Source organism: Gallibacterium faecale, assembly GCF_027920745.1.
Classification (GTDB): Bacteria; Pseudomonadota; Gammaproteobacteria; order Enterobacterales; family Pasteurellaceae; genus Gallibacterium; species Gallibacterium faecale.
Genome location: NZ_JAQIBB010000070.1, coordinates 1 through 21,836, shown reverse-complemented (window position 1 = coordinate 21,836; position 21,836 = coordinate 1). Strand labels below are relative to the sequence as shown.

20 protein-coding genes are annotated in these 21,836 nt (G+C 37.8%); 11 read left to right on the top strand and 9 right to left on the bottom strand.

Going from position 1 to position 21,836, the window contains the following annotated elements; all coding sequences use genetic code 11:
• The coding region (locus PF272_RS08135) for an ESPR-type extended signal peptide-containing protein (RefSeq protein ID WP_271142356.1) at positions 1–436 on the bottom strand (436 nt) is incomplete at its 3' end.
• A gap of 637 nt (positions 437–1,073) precedes the next feature.
• Positions 1,074–2,786 (bottom strand): nitrate/nitrite two-component system sensor histidine kinase NarQ, encoded by a 1,713-nt coding sequence (narQ, locus tag PF272_RS08130; protein WP_271142355.1) that lies wholly within the window; start codon positions 2,784–2,786, stop codon positions 1,074–1,076.
• A gap of 385 nt (positions 2,787–3,171) precedes the next feature.
• Between narQ and napF the strand changes: the two genes are divergently transcribed.
• From napF to PF272_RS08095, 7 genes are all read left to right on the top strand, one after another.
• Positions 3,172–3,681, top strand: coding sequence for a ferredoxin-type protein NapF (gene napF / locus PF272_RS08125; RefSeq protein ID WP_271142354.1), 510 nt, complete (start codon positions 3,172–3,174; stop codon positions 3,679–3,681).
• Positions 3,678–3,956 (top strand): chaperone NapD, encoded by a 279-nt coding sequence (locus PF272_RS08120; protein WP_413789438.1) that lies wholly within the window; start codon positions 3,678–3,680, stop codon positions 3,954–3,956. The genes napF and PF272_RS08120 overlap by 4 nt, the downstream gene beginning before the upstream one ends.
• Before the next feature lie 22 nt (positions 3,957–3,978).
• Positions 3,979–6,456, top strand: a complete 2,478-nt coding sequence (gene napA / locus PF272_RS08115; RefSeq protein ID WP_271142353.1) for a nitrate reductase catalytic subunit NapA — start codon at positions 3,979–3,981, stop codon at positions 6,454–6,456.
• Between the two features lie 79 nt (positions 6,457–6,535).
• Positions 6,536–7,318, top strand: coding sequence for a ferredoxin-type protein NapG (gene napG / locus PF272_RS08110; protein WP_065233563.1), 783 nt, complete (start codon positions 6,536–6,538; stop codon positions 7,316–7,318).
• A complete protein-coding gene (napH, locus tag PF272_RS08105) occupies positions 7,318–8,181 on the top strand; it encodes a quinol dehydrogenase ferredoxin subunit NapH (protein WP_065239797.1) in 864 nt (287 codons plus the stop codon). The genes napG and napH overlap by 1 nt, the downstream gene beginning before the upstream one ends.
• A 5-nt stretch (positions 8,182–8,186) precedes the next feature.
• Positions 8,187–8,660 carry a nitrate reductase cytochrome c-type subunit gene (locus PF272_RS08100; RefSeq protein ID WP_271142352.1) on the top strand — a complete coding sequence of 158 codons (474 nt, stop codon included), beginning with the start codon at positions 8,187–8,189 and terminating at the stop codon, positions 8,658–8,660.
• Positions 8,661–8,675: 15 nt separating this feature from the next.
• On the top strand, positions 8,676–9,311 hold the full coding sequence (locus PF272_RS08095; RefSeq protein WP_065239795.1) for a cytochrome c3 family protein: 636 nt from the start codon (positions 8,676–8,678) through the stop codon (positions 9,309–9,311).
• 61 nt (positions 9,312–9,372) lie between these two features.
• On the opposite strand, the gene PF272_RS08090 is transcribed toward PF272_RS08095, so the two are convergent.
• Complete coding sequence (locus PF272_RS08090) at positions 9,373–9,762, bottom strand: copper resistance protein NlpE (protein WP_271142351.1); 390 nt, start codon at positions 9,760–9,762, stop codon at positions 9,373–9,375.
• A gap of 523 nt (positions 9,763–10,285) precedes the next feature.
• Entirely contained in the window at positions 10,286–10,798 is a 513-nt protein-coding gene (gene ssb / locus PF272_RS08085) for a single-stranded DNA-binding protein (RefSeq protein ID WP_271142350.1), read from the bottom strand.
• Positions 10,799–11,114: 316 nt separating this feature from the next.
• Here ssb and PF272_RS08080 point away from each other — a divergent pair, with 316 nt between their 5' ends.
• The 3 genes from PF272_RS08080 (at position 11,115) to PF272_RS08070 (ending at position 14,206) form a co-directional block, all read left to right on the top strand.
• Positions 11,115–12,038, top strand: coding sequence for a LysR family transcriptional regulator (locus tag PF272_RS08080; RefSeq protein ID WP_065239790.1), 924 nt, complete (start codon positions 11,115–11,117; stop codon positions 12,036–12,038).
• 98 nt (positions 12,039–12,136) lie between these two features.
• Positions 12,137–13,348, top strand: a complete 1,212-nt coding sequence (locus PF272_RS08075; protein ID WP_065239789.1) for a M24 family metallopeptidase — start codon at positions 12,137–12,139, stop codon at positions 13,346–13,348.
• Positions 13,349–13,351: 3 nt separating this feature from the next.
• Positions 13,352–14,206 carry a DMT family transporter gene (locus tag PF272_RS08070; protein ID WP_271142349.1) on the top strand — a complete coding sequence of 285 codons (855 nt, stop codon included), beginning with the start codon at positions 13,352–13,354 and terminating at the stop codon, positions 14,204–14,206.
• A gap of 132 nt (positions 14,207–14,338) precedes the next feature.
• Here PF272_RS08070 and PF272_RS08065 read toward each other — a convergent pair whose 3' ends face one another.
• From PF272_RS08065 to PF272_RS08045, 5 genes are read right to left on the bottom strand one after another with little or no spacing between them, the layout of a single operon-like run.
• Positions 14,339–15,118: an amino acid ABC transporter ATP-binding protein gene (locus PF272_RS08065; protein ID WP_065239787.1), complete on the bottom strand. Its 780-nt coding sequence runs from the start codon at positions 15,116–15,118 to the stop codon at positions 14,339–14,341.
• Between the two features lie 18 nt (positions 15,119–15,136).
• A complete protein-coding gene (locus tag PF272_RS08060; RefSeq protein ID WP_271142348.1) occupies positions 15,137–15,781 on the bottom strand; it encodes an amino acid ABC transporter permease in 645 nt (214 codons plus the stop codon).
• Positions 15,782–15,794: 13 nt separating this feature from the next.
• Positions 15,795–16,445, bottom strand: coding sequence for an amino acid ABC transporter permease (locus PF272_RS08055; RefSeq protein ID WP_271142347.1), 651 nt, complete (start codon positions 16,443–16,445; stop codon positions 15,795–15,797).
• A gap of 16 nt (positions 16,446–16,461) precedes the next feature.
• Complete coding sequence (gene speB, locus PF272_RS08050; protein ID WP_271142346.1) at positions 16,462–17,430, bottom strand: agmatinase; 969 nt, start codon at positions 17,428–17,430, stop codon at positions 16,462–16,464.
• Between the two features lie 37 nt (positions 17,431–17,467).
• Positions 17,468–18,313, bottom strand: coding sequence for a transporter substrate-binding domain-containing protein (locus PF272_RS08045; protein ID WP_065234327.1), 846 nt, complete (start codon positions 18,311–18,313; stop codon positions 17,468–17,470).
• Positions 18,314–18,611: 298 nt separating this feature from the next.
• Here PF272_RS08045 and uvrA point away from each other — a divergent pair, with 298 nt between their 5' ends.
• Entirely contained in the window at positions 18,612–21,443 is a 2,832-nt protein-coding gene (gene uvrA / locus PF272_RS08040) for an excinuclease ABC subunit UvrA (RefSeq protein WP_271142345.1), read from the top strand.
• Positions 21,444–21,836 lie beyond the last annotated feature (393 nt).

Here is a 21,836-nt window from a genome sequence, read left to right as displayed (position 1 = left end):
CTACCACTACATACCTACCAATAGCGATGGAGTTCACTCTTGGTGCCGAGTCATTGTAACCGATGGCAATTGCCCCTTCGCCGGTTGCTCCTTCCCCAGATATATTCGTTCCACCTGTGCTATTCACACCAACATATGCAGCAAGAGGTGTAAGTTGTGTTGATGAGCAGGTAGAAGTGCTTGTTACATTCTCTGGGCAGTAATATAACTTACCATTTTGTAATATAACCCCAGCCGCCCAAGTTGGCTCACTGATCAACCCACAGCCAATTAACACACCTAAAGAAAGGCGACTAAGATTAAAGCGAATAGTATTAAATAAAGATTGAGAGCGAGAAAGAGATTTGGTTTTATGACGACGCCGACATAATTCAGAAACGGCGGTAAAAACCCCTAAAGAATAATTAAAAACAACATTAAAAACTCGGTTTAACATAGCTACCCCCCCCCTGTCACATTTGTAAATTTGGCAATGTTATCTGTCAATAAATGCGGTAAGTTTCCTGAATAGATAATAAATTTAATCTAGTATATGCCGCTTAAATAGCAATCACAAGCTGAATCAGGGGTATTTTCTGTTTAATAAATCAACAAAATTAATGGAAAAAGAGGCAGTGAAAAATAGATAAATTGAGTGTTTTTTGTTCTTGATCAAAAGCAGTGGTTTGTAAATAAATTGTTATAATTGATTTTTGGTGTTTTTATCTATATTTGTTTTATTTTTTAAACTATTTATCTGTTAAAGTGATAGTTTTGATATTTTATTTTGCTTTTGATCTTAATTATAGTTGAAGTGTCTATTGTTGGAGTTGAAATACTCACGATAATTATCAAAATGCGTAACTATTTGGACTATTTGATAAAAAGATGGATAAGTTTGTTTGATTAATAAATGTACAAATATTAAAAATTTATCAGTGTGGTTATTGATGAAAAAATAGCAGCTGTTTTACAACAATTCCGCAAAAAAGGATAACAAACCGTGCGTTCTCTCAATTGGTGACAGAGATTTTTTCACCGTTGCTATTTTCGGTAGGTTATCCTTATTTTTATCGGTGCGTTTAATACAACGCTTATGGCTGATTCTCTAAAAAACAATCTGGCAGCAGAATTTTTACTTCGGTACCGCCGGTTGGGCGTAATTGAATGGTGAGCTTAGCATTTAGCTGTGCGGTACGCTCTTGCATAATATTTAAACCATAATGCCCCTCAGGTTCATCTAGCGTTGGAATACCAATTCCATTATCCGCCACGATAATTTCATTTTCGCCATCCGCGTTAGTATGTGCGATCACTTCAATTAAAGTCGCTTGTGAATGTTTGATCGCATTTAATAACGCTTCGCGTACTACTTGTAGCGCATGGACTAGTTGCTGCGCGGTAAAGATTTGTGAAGGTAAGGAGCACTCTAACGTAATCTGAGCTTCAGTTTGGTTGCGTAAGGACTCGATTACCTGTTCTAAAGCTAATTTTAGGTTAGCCTCCTGAATAGTTAAGCGGAATGTGGATAACAGCTCACGGAGTTGCACATAGCCATCATTTAATGCTTGTTCAAAATCAGCAATAATTTTGAAACTTTTCTCTTTAGAACTTGGATCGCTATTTTTTAGAGTATGCTTGAGTAGAGTCAGTTGAATCTGTAAATAGGCTAATACTTGCGCCAAAGAGTCGTGTAATTCACGGGCAATAATTGAACGCTCTTCCATTAATACTAATTGTTGTTGTTGACGCTGGGTTTGGATGAAATAAATCGCGCGCCCTAACATTTGCGCCAAACTTTGCATGAAACGTAAATCAGGACAAGGTAAGCCCGCTTGCCAACGTAAACAGGAAAGTTCTTTGCCGTTAATACTGATTTTTTGTTGTTGCCAAGGGTAGTTTTCTTCGGCTTCACCCGCAGAAATATCAAGATGTTCCGCACCATAAACAATCAATTCGATATAACGGAGATGTTCGCTATTGCGGATATCGGTTAAGACTTCGGCAAGTTTTTGATAATTTAAATCAATGTGGGTAATCCGTTGTGATGTGTGGAACAACATTGATAATGTTCGATTCAGTTGGCTGAGTTTTTGCGTTTTTTCGCGGACTTTATCTTCTAAGAACCAATAGAGTTTCTGTAATTCGCCCGACATTTTGGTAAAGGTTTCCGAGAGTGTACCCAGTTCATTCGGTTTATCGACATCGAGGGTAATATGTTTGAAATGCCCTGTTTGCACTTGGGTACTGGCTTTAACCAGTTTATCTATTGGATTCATCACTTCCCGTTTCAGAAAACTCATCATATAGGAACCGATACCGAGAATGGTAACGATAGAGAGAATACTGATCAAAATCGCGAGAATCATTTTGCGTTCAGAAAAATGTTGCAACACCACCACAAATTGGTCAACGGTTTGTACATATTTATCGACTTGCTGCTGATATTTGCTGACTTGATTGTTATGTACATAATGTTCCATAGTGTCCCAATTTTGTAACACATATTGATAAGCTTGTTTAACATTGTCTAGTACAAAATAACTGGACTGTAGTCGTTTAAGGATATCGTTTTCTAGGGTTTGGTTATATTGTTGAAGATTCTGTTGTAGGGTAGCGGGTTCGTGTTCTACTTGATAGATAAGCCGGTAAGCTTGCATCCGTAAAGAGCCAGCAAGGTTAATTGCTTCTGCATCATTTTGGCTACTTAATAAAATTGAAAACACGAGGGTAATACAGCCACTCGCTAGAAAAATAATGCCGATTAGGTATTTTGCTATTCGAGTTAATACAGAATATTTACGCACGTTTTCCTCACACGTTGGTGGTTGAGATGATTCAGGGTGTTACTTTAGCGGGAATTTTAGTAGGGAGAAAGTGGTATTATTCTTTTCTTTACGTTTCAGTCTAAAGGGCGACTTTATTTTATTCACAAGACAAGTTTGCTCACTGCTAATGGACTGTTGCAGCAAAGCTATGGTTTTTTGTCATTGTTTAAGCAAAGATCTTAATAAATGTGTAATGGGTTCCCTCTCACACTTGCCCGCAATAAGCCTGCCCACTCTAGTTTGATTTATCTCAAGGAAATGAAAATTAAGAAAGAATATACCTAATAACGGGTACAGACTTAGCTTGAAGTTGCTTTAGAATAACTGGCGAATTAGTAACCTATAACAAATATTTGCGTGAATCATGCAAAATCTTGATTTATCCCGTCGAAAATTCCTTACTGGTAAGTTGCGTGAAGCAGCTTCTGTTGATATATCTAAGGTGATTTTACCGCCTTGGGCTAATACGGAAGATTTCTGGGAAAAATGCACGCAATGTGGCGATTGTATTCAACATTGCGAAACGCAAGTATTAATCAAAGGTGAACGTGGTTATCCTGAAATTAATTTCGCACAAGCAGAATGTAGTTTTTGTGGAAAATGTGCTGAAATTTGCCAACAACCGATATTTAGACCAATTACAACAGAAGCATGGCAGCATAAAATTGCGATTAATGACGGCTGTTTAACTCAGCGGCAGGTGGAATGTCGGAGTTGTCAGGATAGCTGTGAATGGCGAGCGATTTCGTTTAAACCGAAATTGGGACAAGTCGCCCAACCGCAATTAGATTTAGCTGCGTGTAATGGTTGTGGCGCTTGTGTTTCCGCTTGCCCAGTACAAGCAATTTCAATGTTAATCACTCAAACAGCATGATGACAGATCAAATTACGATGGAAAATGCCGAAGAATGGCATGTTTGCGGCGTGGTAGTGCAAGGACGACCAGACAAATTAACGCAAATTTCAGAGAAGTTACTGGAAGTGCCTAATACGGAGATACATGGTTCTGACCCAGTGTTAGGGAAGTTGGTTGTGGTTATGCAGTCTCATAATCAACGGATTTTATTAGAAAATATGGAAAATGCACGCAATATTGATGGCGTTATTAACGTTTCATTAGTGTATCACCAACAAGACTTAGCAGACTGATATTTATTGTGGGGAGATGAAGATGAATTTAAGTCGTCGCGATTTTATGAAAGCCAATGCTGCAACTGCAGCGGCTGCTGCGATTGGAATGACAATTCCAATCAAAAATGTTGAAGCGGCTGATGCTTCAATTAAATGGGAAAAAGGCGTTTGCCGTTTCTGTGGTACTGGTTGTGGCGTATTAGTCGGTACACAAGATGGTCGCGTTGTTGCTTCACAAGGTGACCCAGATGCAGAAGTAAACCGTGGATTGAACTGTATTAAAGGGTATTTCTTACCAAAAATTATGTACGGGAAAGACCGTTTAACGCAACCAATGTTGCGTATGAAAGACGGTAAGTACGATAAAAACGGTGATTTCCAACCAGTAAGCTGGGAAGTTGCGTTCAACACAATGGCAGAAAAATTTAAAGCAGCGATGGCGAAAAATGGTAAAAATGCGGTGGGCTGCTTTACTTCTGGTCAATCAACCATTTGGGAAGGTTATGCGTTGAATAAATTATTCAAAGCTGGCTTACGTTCTAATAACGTTGACCCGAATGCACGTCACTGTATGGCATCAGCAGCAGTTGCGTTTGCACGTACTTTCGGTATTGATGAACCTATGGGTTGCTATAACGATATCGAACACGCAGATGTGATGGTACTTTGGGGCTCTAATATGGCAGAAATGCACCCAATTTTATGGTCACGTATTTCTGATCGCCGTTTATCTCACCCAGACTGCAAAATTGCAGTGCTTTCTACTTTTGAACACCGTAGTTTTGAATTAGCAGACTATGGTTTAATTTTCAAACCACAATCAGATTTAGCAATTTTGAACTATATTGCTAACTACATTATTCAAAATAATGCCGTTAACCAAGATTTTGTGAATAAACATACGGTATTCAAGAAAGCGGATACTGATATTGGTTATGGTTTACGCCCTACCCATGAGCTTGAAAAAGCAGCGAAAAATGCAGGTAGCGGTAAGATGACTGATTGTACTTTTGAAGAGTATAAAGCCCTTGTTGCGGAATATACTTTAGATAAAGCACATGAAATCAGTGGCGTTGATAAAAACTTACTTGATGAATTAGCGAAAATTTACGCTGATCCAAACAAAAAAGTAGTTTCCTTCTGGACAATGGGCTTTAACCAACATACCCGTGGTGTATGGGTGAACCAATTAATGTATAACGTTCACTTGCTCACCGGTAAAATCTCACAACCAGGTTGTGGTCCATTCTCATTAACAGGTCAGCCATCTGCGTGTGGTACAGCGCGTGAAGTCGGTACTTTCGCTCACCGTTTACCAGCAGATTTAGTGGTTACTAATCCAAAACACCGTGAAACCACAGAGAAAACCTGGAAACTTCCAGCAGGGATTATTTCAGACAAGATTGGTTTACACGCCATCGCTCAAGACCGTGCATTGAAAGATCGTAAGCTCAATGTGTTGTGGGTAATGTGTAACAACAATATGCAAGCAGGTCCAAATATTAATCAAGAACGTTTACCGGGCTGGCGTGATCCTGAAAACTTCATCATTGTTTCTGATCCATACCCAACATTAAGTGCGGTATCTGCGGATTTAATGTTACCAACTGCGATGTGGGTTGAAAAAGAAGGGGCATATGGTAACGCAGAACGTCGTACCCAATTCTGGCACCAAATGGTGAAAGCGCCGGGTGAAGCGAAATCCGACTTATGGCAATTAGTTGAATTCTCTAAATACTTCAAGACAGATGAAGTATGGCCTGCGGATATTCTAGATAAAAACCCTGAATATAAAGGCAAAACATTATATGAAGTGTTATTCCTGAATGGTCAAGTCAATAAATATCCATTAAGTGATATTGGTGATCATCCAAATGATGAATCAGAACACTTTGGTTATTACATCCATAAAGGTTTATTTGAAGAGTATGCAACCTTTGGTCGTGGTCATGGTCACGATTTAGCAGACTTCGATATGTACCATAAAGCACGTGGTTTACGTTGGCCAGTAGTTGATGGTAAAGAAACTTTATGGCGCTACCGTGAAGGTTATGACCCGTATGTGAAAGCGGGAGAAGATATTAGCTTCTATGGTCAACCGACTAAACGTGCAGTGATTTTAGCTGCGCCATATGAGCCACCTGCAGAAGCACCAGATCAAGAATATGATTTATGGTTATCAACTGGTCGTGTTCTTGAACATTGGCATACAGGTAGTATGACGCGTCGTGTCCCAGAATTACACCGTTCATTCCCGAACAATGTATTGTGGATGAACCCATTAGATGCGAAAGATCGTGGTTTACGTCATGGTGATAAAGCCTTGATCGTATCTCGTCGTGGACAAATGGAAACTGTGATCGATACACGTGGCCGTAACAAACCACCAAGAGGTTTGGTATTTACCACTTTCTTCGATGCAGGACAGTTAGCCAATATGTTAACACTGGATGCAACGGATCCAATTTCTAAAGAAACAGACTTTAAGAAATGTGCCGTTAAGGTTACTAAGATTTAATCAGTAGGTATCATTGCGCTTTTTCCGTTAGGTTGAGGCGCAGATTCCCATAAGTCACCAATACATAATGAATAACAGCATGAAACGTGAGATACGAAACGAAAATACAACACGTGAAACAGGGTTTACGCCTGAGCGTCGTCGTTTCTTAAAAGATGCAACACGTACCGCCGGCGGTTTAGCTGGATTAGGGATTTTGTTGAGTTTACCACAGAAGCAAAGTCTGGCACGTGATGGCGTTGCGTTGCGTCCACCGTTTGCGTTGGAACATGAGCAGGCGTTTGCTGATGCGTGTATTCGTTGTGGTCAGTGTGTACAGGCTTGTCCTTACGATATGTTATATCTTGCTTCGTGGGTATCGCCGCTGCAAGCGGGAACGCCTTATTTTGTCGCACGTAAAAAACCGTGTGAAATGTGTGAAGATATTCCATGTGCCAAAGCGTGCCCAAGTGGTGCGTTGGATGCAAATGCAGAAGATATTAATAAAGCGAGAATGGGGCTAGCTGTATTATTGGATCATGAAACCTGTTTGAACTGGCAAGGTTTACGTTGCGATGTTTGTTATCGTGTTTGTCCATTAATTGATAAAGCTATTACTTTGGAAAATCAACATAATGAACGCACTGGAAAACACGCATTGATGATTCCGACTGTACATTCTGAGGCTTGTACTGGGTGTGGTAAATGTGAAGAGGCTTGTGTTTTAGAAGAAGCTGCGATCAAAGTGTTACCGCTTTCTCTCGCGAAAGGAATGTTAGGCGAACATTATCGTTTTGGCTGGCAGGAAAAAGAGAAAGCTGGCAAATCGTTGCTTTCAGAAGAAACTATTAGCTTGCCTGTTCGGATGCCGGAGGTGAAATAATGGCAAACGCACCAAAAGCAGCTGGTCGAGAAGCCAGAGAAAAACTTGGTTGGTGGTATGCGAATCGCTTTTTATTTTGGCGGCGTTTATCACAACTTGCGGTGTTAGCGATGTTTCTCTCAGGGCCACTTTTCGGCGTATGGATTTTAAAAGGTAATTATAGCGGTAGCTTGTTATTAGATACGGTACCGTTAAGTGATCCATTAATTACTGCGGAAAGTTTAGTTACTGGGCATTTACCAAGCTTCACTACGTTATTAGGTGCTGGAATTATTATTGCATTCTATGCGTTAGTGGGCAGTAAAGTCTTTTGTGGCTGGTGTTGTCCGTTAAATGTGGTTACGGATAGTGCTGCGTGGTTGCGTCGTAAATTAGGTTTACGTCAAACAGCAAAAATTCCACGTTCATTACGCTATTGGTTATTAGCCGTGATTTTAATTGGTAGTGCGGCTAGCGGGACATTATTGTGGGAATGGATTAATCCTGTTGCTACCTTAGGTCGCGAATTGATCTTTGGGTTTGGCGCGGGACTTTGGTTAATCTTAGCGATTTTCTTATTTGATCTGTTTATTGTCGAGCATGGCTGGTGTGGGCATCTTTGTCCAATCGGTGCAACACATGGTGTGATTGGTGCGAAAGGTATTTTCCGGATAAAAGTTATTGATCGTGCACGTTGTGATAACTGTATGGATTGCTATAACGTTTGTCCAGAAGCGCAAGTATTGCGTGCGCCATTACATGGTAAAAAAGAAGAGAGCCTGCTCGTACTTTCAAAAGATTGTATCAGCTGTGGACGTTGTGTTGATGTCTGTGCTGAAAAAGTATTTAAATTTTCAACAAGATTCGATCATTCTGGGGAGTGAGAAAGATGGTAAAAAATAAAACTGTATGGAAAATGGCTGCTGTACTTTTTGCAAGTATGATGGCGACGTCTGTGATGGCAGCAGGTGAAGCTAATCCAAATAATGATGGGTTAGCAAAAGAAGGAGTAAAATTAGAGCATGCTGCGGAAAATGTTGCACCAAATGCTTATAACGTACCAAAAGAAGGCGGACAACAAGCATTAAACTATGTTAATCAACCACCATTGGTTCCACATAGCGTTGCTGGAATGCAAGTCACTAAAAATGTAAACCAATGTTTGAACTGTCATAGTGCGGAAAATGCACGTGTAACAGGGGCAACACGTATTAGCCCAACCCACTTTATGGATCGTGATGGTAAGATTAGTGCGAATGCGTCACCACGCCGTTACTTCTGTTTACAATGCCACGTACCGCAAACTGATGCAAAAGCGATTGTGCCAAATGAATTCAAACCATTACCTGGTTATGGCCAATAATAAAGGAGAAATGTGATGACCACAGAGAAACCGAAAAAATCTGGCTTATTTGGCTTAATCAAGCGTTTTTGGACTTGGTTTAGAAGCCCAAGTAAAATTGCAGTCGGCACATTAATTGTGGTGGCATTTATTGCGGGAATTGTTTCTTGGGTAGGCTTTAATTATGGTTTAGAACAAACCAATACCGAAGAGTTCTGTGCAAGCTGCCATACGAATGACGTTTATCCGGAGTATTTGCATACGGCACACTATCAAAACCGTAGCGGAGTGAGCGCAAGCTGCCCAGATTGTCACGTGCCACACGAGTTTATTCCAAAAATGGTACGTAAGATTAAAGCGGCACGTGAAGTGTACGCTTACTATATGGGTTACACTGATACATTAGAGAAATTTAATGCGCGCCGTTTACATATGGCAGAACGTGAATGGGAACGTATGAAAGCGAACAATTCACAAGAGTGTCGTAACTGTCATAATTTTGAACGTATGGATTTCTCACAACAAAAAACAGTGGCTGCAAAAATGCACGAATTGGCAATCAAAGAAAACAAAACTTGTATTGATTGTCATAAGGGTATTGCACACCAACTTCCTGATATGAAGGGGCTTCCACCTACATTTAGTAATGTGAAACCTGAAAAAGCAGAATAATTGTTGAAGTAAGAATAAAGCGGTGTAGAGAGAATCTACACCGCTTTTTGTTTTTGATTAGTTATTGTTTTTTTAGCAGGTAATCTTTGCTGTTTTCGTCAGTATTAATATGACCTTGTTGATCGCTTGTGGCTAATCCTTGATCAGTGATTTTGTAATAATGTTTTTCCCCATCAGCAGACGCTTTTAACGTAATTAGCTGGTTTTCTATGGTATAAATCCCATTTTCAGTAAAGACTGCATCTGGCTTACCTAAGTATTCACTTTTCAAATTAAAACTTTTATCTGAGTTAAGGAAAAGTGTTGTTTTAATACCGTCACAATCCGCACAAGGTAATGTGCCTAAATATTTCCCCGCGACAGGATTAGCTTGGGGTGTTGTTGCAGTTTGGCAACCAAAAATTGCGATAGACGCTAAAGCAACAACAGCGTGAAGCGTATATTTTTTCATAAGCATATCCTTTGTTTTAGATGAATAATGCAGGTATTTACCGGGAACATCAGGGTAAATAGCCTGTGATGATAATAGTATAGATCTTTGATAATGCCAATTTTGAGCTTAGAGTGCTTAATTGAGTTTTAAACATTCGATTACAGCACGTAAAGAAGGCGAAACATTGCGATGAGGATAATAGAGATAAAAACTTGGGAAAACATAACTTTGTTCAGTGAAGATACGAATTAACTCGCCGTTGGCAATTTCTGTATTAACGAGTTCTTCGAGTGGAATATTATAAATAACTTGAACATATAAAATTTCATGAAATTTTTATGTGATACAGTTTATATCTTTAAATTACATCAGTTATTGGCAATATTGATTATATTTAATCATAGAAAATAGGAGGTAGAGTCCTCAATAAAAATTGGAAATATAGTCCCAATTTTTATCTTTTTGTAAAGATAATCAGAACTCTATTTCCAATAAGGAATACCTTTGTGTTTATGCTTAAGATTCTATTGCGCTGTATATTTTAAAACGGCATATCATCATCAAATGCCACATCAGGATTTACGGCTGGTTGTGCTGCAGGTTTAGCCGCAGGTTGTGTAGCAAATTGTTGGGTATTTTTCTGTGGTTGTTGATAGTTGTTTGCTGGAGCGAATTGATTTTGTGGTGCAGCAGCAGACATATCTGCTCCCATTCTGTCGCTACGGCTGTCCAACATTTGCATGGTATCTGCATGAATTTCAGTAGAGTAACGATCTTGACCATTTTGATCTTGCCATTTACGGGTGCGAATTTTGCCTTCTATATAGACTTTTGAACCTTTGCGTAAATATTGCCCCGCCACTTCAGCTAACCGACGGAATAATACAATACGGTGCCATTCGGTAACTTCTCGCCATTCTCCTGATTGTTTATCTTGCCAACGATCACTGGTTGCAACACTAATATTGGCAACTGCATCACCGTTAGCGAAAGTTCTTAATTCAGGATCATTGCCTAAATTACCAACGATAATGACTTTATTAACACCTGCCATAAAAATTACCTCTTCTTTTTCATTAAAAACTAAAAACGGGGGTTATCTTACCGTAAATCCCTAGTGAAAAAAATAAAGAATACTGGATATTTGCACAGTTTTTTTGATTTTGCGAACTTTGTCGAGGTTTTTATTAAGTGCAATATCAATATGTTAGTTTGACCCTTCTTTTGTTCATTTGTTTCTATTTATAAAAATGCCATTTTTATTAAAAATTTTTTATAAATATTAAAATAATACTGTTGATTTATTTATTTTTTATCTTTATTTTTGGATTTTATATATTTAATAAATCTTTCGTGTCAAGGTGATCAATATGAAGTTACCTCCTCTTGAAGCTTTACGTTATTTTGAAGTTGTTGCTCGTCACCTAAGTTTTACCCAAGCAGCAGATGAACTGTGTGTCTCGCAAAGTGCAGTCAGTCAGAAAATTCTGTTATTAGAGGATCGTTTAGGGTACAAGTTATTTCATCGCAAGCCTCGACAATTAACACTAAGTCGGGAAGGCAGTGAATTATTACGACATGTCATTTTGGCTTTTGATCAATTACAGCAAGCAATGCAACATATTTCAGATATTCAACAAATTCGAGTTATTGATCTCTATTGTATGCCTTCTATGGCGAGTTGTTGGCTAATACCCTATTTACAAGATTTGCAGACGGCTTGCCCAGAGATTAGTTTAAATTTAGTTGTGGATACGTGTGAGCCTAATTTTCGTGATGATGCAATAGATGTGGCTTTATGTCATGGGTATGGTGATATGCCGAGTATGTTAAAGAAATTTTTATTACATGATTATATTTATCCTGTTATTAGTAAGACGTTATTTGATAAATATGATTGTGATCCGGAACGTTGTTTACAACAAATTCCATTACTACATGATTCATTACCACAAGTAAAACTTGCTACGTCTTGGAAACAATGGGCTTTATCTCAAGGAAAGAATATTGATACTCAAGCAGGTCATCGATATAACCGAGCGGATTTGATTTTACAGGCAGCGATTGAGGGGCAAGGATTGGCATTAACTAGGCACGTTTTGGTGGCGAGGGAAATCGCTGCTGGAAGGTTAGTACCATTGTATCGGGATTGTATCCAAGATCAGAGTGTCTATTTGGTTTGTCAAAAATCATTATTAGAAAAAACACATGTTAGTGAATTCATTGAATGGATAGAAGCTAAAGCAAGGAGTTTTGAACAAGAGTATTCAATTGAAAAATTATTGCATCAATAAGAATAAGTTATTGTTAGATAAGAATTCATAATTTGAATGACTTCTTTATATTCTGTACAACATTAATCGATTATTAATAACGAAAATGAGGTTTTACTATGAATATGCAAGATGTGATTGAAATTAGAAATGGGGCTAAAGTAAAAGGCACTTTCTCACCACAAGAGATGAATCGACGATTAACATCTTTACGACAAGTAATGAAAAATAAAAATCTTGATGCAGTGATTTTAACGTCTTATCACAATGTGAATTATTTTAGTGATTATCTCTATTATTCTTTTGGGCGATCTTTTGCTTTAGTTGTGACAGAGGATCGTTCAGTAACTGTCACGGCAAACATTGATGGTGGTTTAGGATATCGACGTAGTTTTGGTGAAAATATTATTTATACAGATTGGCGTCGTAATAATTTTTATCGTGCGATCAAAGCTGTTTTGCCACAAGATAAATTGAGACTTGGTTATGAAGAAGATTGCTTGCCATTGCAATCATTAAATTTATTGAAGGAGTTTTTCCCAGGTTCGGAGTTTTTTGATGTTGCTACAGATTTGATGTTTAATCGTATGATTAAATCAGCTGAAGAGATTGAGCTAATCAAAAATGGGGCAAGAATTGCTGATATTGGGGGATATGCTTGTAGAGAGGCTATTGCGGAGAATGTGCCTGAATATGAGGTAGCAATTGCCTCAACAGATGCAATGATCCGTGAAATTGCTGCAACTTATCCACATGTTGAATTGCGAGATACCTGGACTTGGTTTCAATCTGGCATCAATACGGACGGTGCGCATAATGCAGTGACAAGTAGAGCAATTCAATTAGGTGACGTTTTAAGTTTGAACTGTTTCCCAATGATTGCAGGTTATTACACAGCTTTGGAAAGAACGTTATTTATGGATCATTGTAGTGATGAGCAGCTAAAAGTGTGGGAGGTTAATACTGAGGTTTATCGTAAAGGTATTGAGTTAATTAAGCCTGGTGTTCGTTGTTGTGATATTGCTCATGAATTAAATGAAATTTATGCACAATATGATCTATTACAATATCGAACTTTTGGTTATGGTCATTCATTTGGTGTGTTGAGTCACTATTATGGACGTGAAGCAGGATTAGAACTACGTGAGGATATTGAAACTGTTTTACAACCGGGAATGGTGATCTCTATGGAGCCTATGTTAATGATTCCTGAAGGCTTGAAAGGTGCTGGCGCTTATCGTGAACACGATATCTTAGTTGTTACTGAAGATGGTAATCAAAACATTACAGGTTTTCCTGTAGGTCCTGAACACAATATTATTAAAAGGTAATTTATGCAGGGCAGCATTAACAAAAAAGCAATTCTTTTTGCTGTCTTGACTATTTTAATGTGGTCTTCTTTGGCCACATTAATGGTCAGTATTAATCATCTTCCTCCTTTATTTACTGTAGGCATTATTTTAATTATTGCTTCTATTCCTGGCTTAAAATTTTGGTATCAATGGAAATTATCTTTATCTGTTTGGATTAAAGCCATTATAGGGTTATTTGGATACCATTATTTATTATTTGATGCTTTTTCTCGTTCCCCAGTAATGGCTGTTAATATGATTCAGTATTTATGGCCATTATTTATTGTATTGGGTAGCCCATTATTTATTTCGACACGTTTAAATATGGGACATATTATAGGTACTGTTTTAGCATTCTTGGGAGTAATTCTTACATTAATGCAACAGAAGCCTACAGAAGGAAATAGTCATGATTGGTTTGGTTATATAGAAGCATTTTTTGCAGCGTTATTATGGGCTTATTACACTTTATCTAATGCAAAAGTAAAAAATATGCCATCTTCTGCTGTTGCTGGATTTTGTTTATGTTCAGGTGTAATCGCTGTAATAGTGTATTTCCTATTAGGGGGTCAATTACCAATAACGGATATTAATTGGCACAATATTGTGATTATTTTGATGTTGGGTTTAGGCCCAATGGGCTTGAGCTTCTATTCATGGGATTATGCGATTCGATATGGTGATCCACGTTTAATTGGAACTTTAACCTATTTAACCCCATTGCTTTCTATTTGTATGATGGCATTAGTTTTCCCAGCCATAACACTCACTTGGATTCATTTAGTGGCGTTAATTATGATTATAAGTGGTGTTTTCTTAGGAAAGTTATTTCGATAAGTTTATTGAGCCATTTTGTTAAAAACCGTTTACCTTTGTTTAGATAAACGGTTTTTATTTTATGATTTTATTTCTGTTGTAGGTATCTTGTTTTTACCTAGAATGCAGATAAAAACAAGATTGTCACTGTGCTTAATTACGTTCATGCCAAGCACTCAGGAATTGAATTAATTTTTCTGATTTAGGGTGATTGAAGATTTGATCAGGGGTTCCTTGTTCTTCGATTAAGCCATTGGCTAAAAAAATGACTCTGTCTGCAACATTTGCAGCAAATCCCATTTCATGGGTAACAATCACCATAGTCATTCCGTCCTCTGCAAGTGATTTCATCACTTTTAATACTTCACCAACTAATTCCGGGTCGAGTGCTGACGTAGGTTCATCAAATAACATAATTTTAGGTTCAACAGCTAATGCCCGTGCGATAGCAACACGTTGTTGTTGCCCTCCGGATAATTGCGAAGGATAGGCATCTTTTCTGTGTACCATACCAACTTTTTCGAGCATACGAATAGCAGTTTGTTTGGCTAGATTTTTATCCAATTTTTGTGTAATGACTAATGGCTTATATACATTTTCTAATACAGTATAATGTGGCCATAGATTAAATTGTTGGAAAACCATACAAACATCGCGCAGATCTTTTTGAATAATATGAGAAGGTAAAGGGATATAATTACCTAGCTCATCACAACCATAGCCAATTAATCGTCCGTTAACTAAAACTTCACCTGAGTTATATTGTTCTAAAAAGTTAATGCAACGAAGCATTGTGCTTTTCCCTGAGCCAGAACCGCCAATAATGCAGATCACTTCGCCTTTTTCAATGGATAAATTAATTCCTTTTAATACTTCAGTTTGACCATAGCTTTTATGAAGATCAATAAGTTGAATTGCTGAGTTGCTATACATAATGCTTCCCTCATATAGTTATGAATTTAAATAATGGGTGGTTTTTCTTTCTGCCCAAATACCAACTTTGCTGACACAGAATGTAATAAACCAGTAAGCAAGTGCTAAAGTAAGATATGGTTCTACTACTCGAAAGGTTTCAGTTGCCATTCTGGTCGCCGCAGTCATTAGTTCAGGAACAGTAATAATGGATAAAATGGCGGATTCTTTGACTAAAATAATGGTTTGATTGGTAATTGGAGGAATGATCAAACCTAACATTTGTGGAATTTGGATATGAAATAATATTTGTGTTTTAGAAAAGCCGAGATCAACCGCACTTTCAATTTGTCCTTTAGGAATATTCTTAAAACCAATCCGATATATTTCTGCAAAATAGGCAGAGACATACAAACCTAAACCGATAATTCCTACTTCGATTGAGGTTAAAGTTAGTCCAATGTAAGGGCCACCATAAAATACGAGATAAACTTGAACCAATAAAGGAGTACCTCGGAAGATTAAAATATAGAGGCGATAAAATGTACGGCAAATTTGATTATTTAGGCTTAAAATAAAATATAGGACGCCGCCTGCTACAATCCCGAGAATTAAAGCACCAAAGCAAACAAGTAATGTATATTTCAAACCAGAGAGAAAAAGAAGAAAGTATTCAGAGTTCATAATGGTTATCCTCTTAATATATATTTAATTTTTTCTCGATATAGTAACCAAAGAGATTCACAATAGATGTGAGGCAGAGATAAAGTACGCCTGCGGCAGCAAAAAACTCTAAAGGTCGGTAAGTTGTGGATGAGTACGTTTGCACAATACGCATTAAATCCATCACCGAAATGGTAGATATAAGAGAAGAGTTTTTAATAATATCAATGGATTCATTGATTAATGCGGGTAAAGTCGATTTAATTACTTGGGGTAATTTAATATAAAAGAAAGCTTGAACCGGAGAAAAGCCAAATACCCAACAACTTTCATCTTGTGTTTTTGAAATAGCATTAAAACCACCTCGTAAAATTTCCGCTTGAAATGCGGCAGTGTTCATACTGAGTGTAATAATTGCTGCGAGTAGAGGCGGAATATCGATATTGATTAAAGGTAAAAAATAAAAAACAATAGCTAATTGTACTAGTAATGGAGTACCTCGAAAAAAACTAATATAACTTTTAGTCATACAACTAAAGAAAACATAAGTTGATTTTCGTAAAGAATAAAGCCCTAATCCTAGCAAGAATCCACAAAAAATAGATAAAAAAGATATCCATGCAGTTGTCCATAATCCTTGTAGTAAAGGTGTAATGTTGTTAAAGACAATACTAATATCAAACATTGTCACCTCCTTTAATTTAGACTGAAAAATGCGGTTTTTTATAGTGATGTATATATCCTATAAAATTCAATAAAAGTTGTGCGGCAAGTGTAGCTGTGATTTCACTAGGATCGTAAGGTGGCGCCACTTCACATAAATCTACTCCGACAATATGATTTTGTTTGCTTACGGCTTCGAGTAGTTCTAATACTTCATAATAGGTGAATCCACCATGGCTAGGTGTACCCATACCGGGGGCAATAGAAGGATCGAAGTTATCAATATCAATCGACACATAGAGACATTTTCCAGCGGGAATTGTCTCTAGAATAGTTTGTAGTCCTAATTTCCTATATTGGCGTACAGAAAAAATATGAGAACCGGCTTGTTGTGCATCATAATAATCTTGCTGGTTAGAAGAAGAAACATTGCGGATACCTACTTGGGTTAAACCTGATATATGCTTCATTTCACTCGCTCTTCTCATACAATTACCATGTCCATAACGTACACCATGTCGTTCATCGACAAAATCTAAGTGTGCATCAATTTGTAAGACATGGATGTCATCATATTTATCAAAAGCAGCAATGGTTGCTGCTGTAATAGCATGATCACCACCAAGTATGATAGGTATTGCATTTTGTTGAAGGATTTTTCTGACTGCTGTTTCAGCATTTTTCATACTAGTCACAGAGTCAGTATGAATAATATCTACGTCGCCTAAATCAACAATGGAAACTTCATCTTCTGCTAGGAAAAGAATGTCCTTTTCATAGTCATAGGCACCATTATGTCCAAAAGCGAATAGTGTTGAGGCTTGACGAATACCCCGAGGCCCGAATCGGGCCCCAGAGCGATATTGACATCCCATATCATAAGGGATACCTAAAATAGCAAAATCAGCTGTAAAGTTATTCCAATCTGTAACAATTGGTTTTTTAGCAAAGCTACAATGACCAACAAAAGGAAGATTCAAATTACCATGTTCATATTGATTCGCCATAATCAACTCCTATTAATACAATAAACTAAAGTAACTTTTATTGTGCAGGTTCAGGAACATAACCTGTTGGAATATCCATAGTGAAGCCAAACCATTTTTTTTGTAATTCGGCTAACTTGCCACTTTTATGTAGTTTTTCTATTTCGTCGCTGAAAAATTGTACTAAACGAGCAGAATCAGCATCTTTACGACCAGCCCAAGCATAGTAAGTATCTGGACCAAAAGGTGGTTGAACTATTTCAAAGAGTTCAGGGCGTTCTTTGACAACAGGTGCTAAATTTGGAATAGCTTGGGGTACAAAATCTACGCGATGAGCGGCTAATGCGGCATAAGCCTCGTTATAATCTGTAAACTCTTGAATTCCTTTTACTGATTTACCTGTTTTTGGAATAAGTGTTTTTTCAGCATAATCTTTCAAAATATCAACTTGTGGTGAACCAGCTTGAGTTCCTGCAATTTTTCCAACCATATCTAATGGTGATTTAATGCTGTCATCGCCTTTTCGTTTTAAGATAGCAACACTTGCGGTAGAAATCGGGTAGGTAAAGGCATAGTTTGCAGCACGAGCTTTAGTAATAGTTAAAGAGGTAGCGACAAAATCATAACGTTTGGCACTTAATCCAGCTAAAATACCTTGTAAGGGAAGATCTAATTGTTTCAATTTAACACCCGGAAGATCTTTCATAATTTCATCCAAAATATCTTTGCCATAGCCCACAATCTTGCCGTTTTCTAGCATTTCAAATGGGGTATAACGCGCTTCAGTAGCGATAACAATTTCGCCTCTTGCCTTAATATCATCTAATAAATCTGCTTGTGCTAGACAGCTGATAGAGACACAGGTTAAGGCAATACTGGTTTTTAAGAATGATAAAGTTTTCATAGTGCTCTCCTTGGAGTGTTAGGGTTAGACTTATCATGTCGTGGAGGAGAATAAATGACAAATATTGATTTCTTATCTAATGTATTAGCATATCTTATAGATAAAATAATAATTATTTTCTAATTTATTATATTTTATTTAAATTTTTTGTATTTTATGTGGAGTTTATCTATTTTTGTTTTGTGGTGCTTTGAAAGGTTTAAAAGAAGATGAATTCAATAGAGATATACTGGATATTTGCACAGTTTTTTTGATTTTGCGATAATCGTCGAGTTTTTTCATTTTTTTGTTGCAGCATATGGACAATATCGAAATTAGGGGTGCAAGAACCCATAATCTAAAGAATATTAATCTGACAATTCCACGTAATAAATTAGTTGTGATTACTGGATTATCAGGATCAGGAAAATCATCATTAGCATTTGACACGTTGTATGCAGAAGGACAACGCCGTTATGTTGAATCCTTATCTGCATATGCTCGACAGTTTTTATCATTAATGGAAAAGCCCGATGTTGATCATATTGAGGGCTTATCACCTGCTATTTCTATTGAGCAAAAATCAACGTCACATAATCCGCGTTCAACAGTAGGAACGATTACCGAAGTTTATGACTATCTGCGTTTATTATTTGCACGCGTGGGGGAACCACGCTGCCCAACTCATAATACGCCATTAACCGCACAAACGATAAGTCAGATAGTGGATCAGGTATTAGCGTTACCTGAAGGCAGTCGTATGATGTTACTTGCGCCAGTAGTGAAAGGGCGTAAAGGGGAACATACAAAATTATTAGATGGGATTGCCGCACAAGGTTATATTCGGGCAAGAATTGATGGTGAGATTTGTGATTTATCTGATCCGCCAAAATTAGAGTTACAAAAGAAACATACGATTGAAGTGGTGGTGGATCGTTTCAAAATTCGTGCTGATTTAGCCACCCGTTTAGCGGAATCATTAGAAACGGCATTAGAGTTATCTGGTGGTATTGTTGTTATTGCTGATATGGATAATCCTGCTGCTGAGGAGTTGGTATTCTCAGCGAATTTTGCTTGTCCGCATTGTGGCTATTCTGTGCCTGAACTTGAACCAAGAATGTTCTCGTTTAATAACCCCGCAGGGGCGTGTCCAACGTGTGATGGATTAGGGATTCAACAATATTTTGATGAAAAACGTGTAGTACAAAATCCAAGTTTATCATTGGCTGGTGGGGCAATTCGAGGTTGGGATCGACGCAACTTCTATTATTATCAAATGCTAACGTCATTGGCTCGTCATTATCATTTTGATATTGAAAGCCCATTTGAAGAGTTACCACGCAAGATTCAAGAGCTAGTATTAAATGGTTCTGGAAAAGAGGAAATTGAATTCCAATATGTGAATGATCGTGGGGATGTAGTCGTGCGTCATCACCCATTTGAAGGGGTGCTGAATAATATGGCACGCCGTTATAAAGAAACTGAATCTATGTCAGTACGTGAGGAGCTTGCGAAATATATTAGCGATCGTCCATGTCAGGATTGTCATGGGTCTCGTTTAAAAGAAGAAGCACGCCATGTGTTTATTGGTGATACGACCTTACCGCAAATTTCAGAGATGAGTATTGGCGATGCATTACGCTATTTTGAGCAATTAAATTTTGAGGGGCAAAAAGCGAAAATTGCCGAAAAAATTCTGAAAGAAATTAAAGAACGTTTGCAATTTTTAGTGAATGTTGGGTTGGAATATCTTTCGCTCTCTCGTTCTGCAGAAACCTTATCTGGCGGTGAAGCGCAGCGAATTCGTTTAGCAAGTCAAATTGGTGCAGGGTTAGTTGGGGTAATGTATGTACTAGACGAACCTTCGATTGGCTTGCATCAACGAGATAATGAGCGTTTATTGAATACCTTATTACATTTACGAAATTTAGGTAATACGGTGATTGTGGTTGAGCATGATGAAGATGCGATTTTAACGGCAGATCATATTATTGATATTGGGCCAGGTGCAGGTGTACATGGCGGTTCTGTGGTTGCACAAGGGACAGCTCAAGAAATTATGCAGGATCCGAATTCACTAACAGGTCGCTTCTTGTCCGGCAAAGAAAAAATTGAAATTCCCGCACAAAGAACAGCAATGGATCCGGAACGGATGTTGAAGTTATTTGGAGCAACAGGTAATAACTTAAAATCAGCTAATTTGGAAATTCCAGTAGGATTATTTACTTGTATTACTGGAGTATCTGGGTCAGGTAAATCAACATTGATTAATGATACCTTATTCCCAATTGCACAAAATGCGTTAAATCGAGCGGAAAACCAACAGCACGCACCGTTTGAGCGGATTGAGGGGCTAGAGTTTTTTGATAAAGTTATCGATATTGATCAAAGTCCAATCGGTCGTACACCGCGTTCTAATCCGGCGACTTATACTGGGGTATTTACGCCAATTCGGGAATTATTTGCCGGTGTGCCAGAAGCACGGGCGAGAGGATATAATCCGGGACGCTTTAGTTTTAATGTGCGTGGCGGACGTTGCGAAGCGTGTCAGGGTGATGGGGTGATTAAGGTCGAGATGCATTTTCTACCAGATATTTATGTGCCTTGTGATCACTGTAAAGGAAAACGCTATAACCGAGAAACATTGGAAATTCGCTATAAAGGAAAGACCATTCATCAAGTGTTGGAAATGACAGTTGAAGAAGCACGAGAGTTTTTTGATGCAATTCCAATGATTGCACGTAAATTGCAAACGTTAATTGATGTTGGTTTGTCTTATATTCGTTTGGGACAGGCATCGACTACGTTATCAGGTGGTGAAGCACAGCGGGTAAAATTAGCGTCTGAATTATCAAAACGTGATACAGGTAAGACGCTTTATATTTTAGATGAACCAACCACAGGGCTTCATTTTGCGGATATTAAGCAATTACTTGAGGTATTACATCGTTTACGTGATCAGGGTAATACTATTGTTGTGATTGAGCATAATCTAGATGTTATCAAAACGGCTGACTGGATTGTTGATCTTGGTCCTGAAGGTGGTAGCGGTGGCGGACAGATTATCGCAACGGGTACGCCTGAACAGGTTGCGGAAGTGGAAGGCTCTCACACTGCACGTTTCTTAAAACCAATTCTGGCAAGAAAGTAATTTAATTAAAAAATGCGGCGAGTACCGCATTTTTTACTCAGCCACACAAATAGGTGGCTGCTTTTTTACTATATTGTATATAGAAAAGCCAATGTTTCAACACCCAGCTACGCGATGGTAGCTGCATCTGCAATTATATTGAAAATTTTAAATAATAAAAATTTAATTATTAAGAAATAGAGCCCCTTTTATTAGGGAATTTTTATATTCATTGGCTTTTCAATATAAATATTTGAATATAGTTTATTTTTGTGTATAATTTGATCAGATCAGTTTGTTGTTGATCGTATATAAAATTATTTATCTTAAAAAAGGAGGCAACATGACAAGTCCTAAAGCGCATATTGTTCAAAGAGAGGATGGTGAATGGGTTTCTATAATTGAAGGAAATCA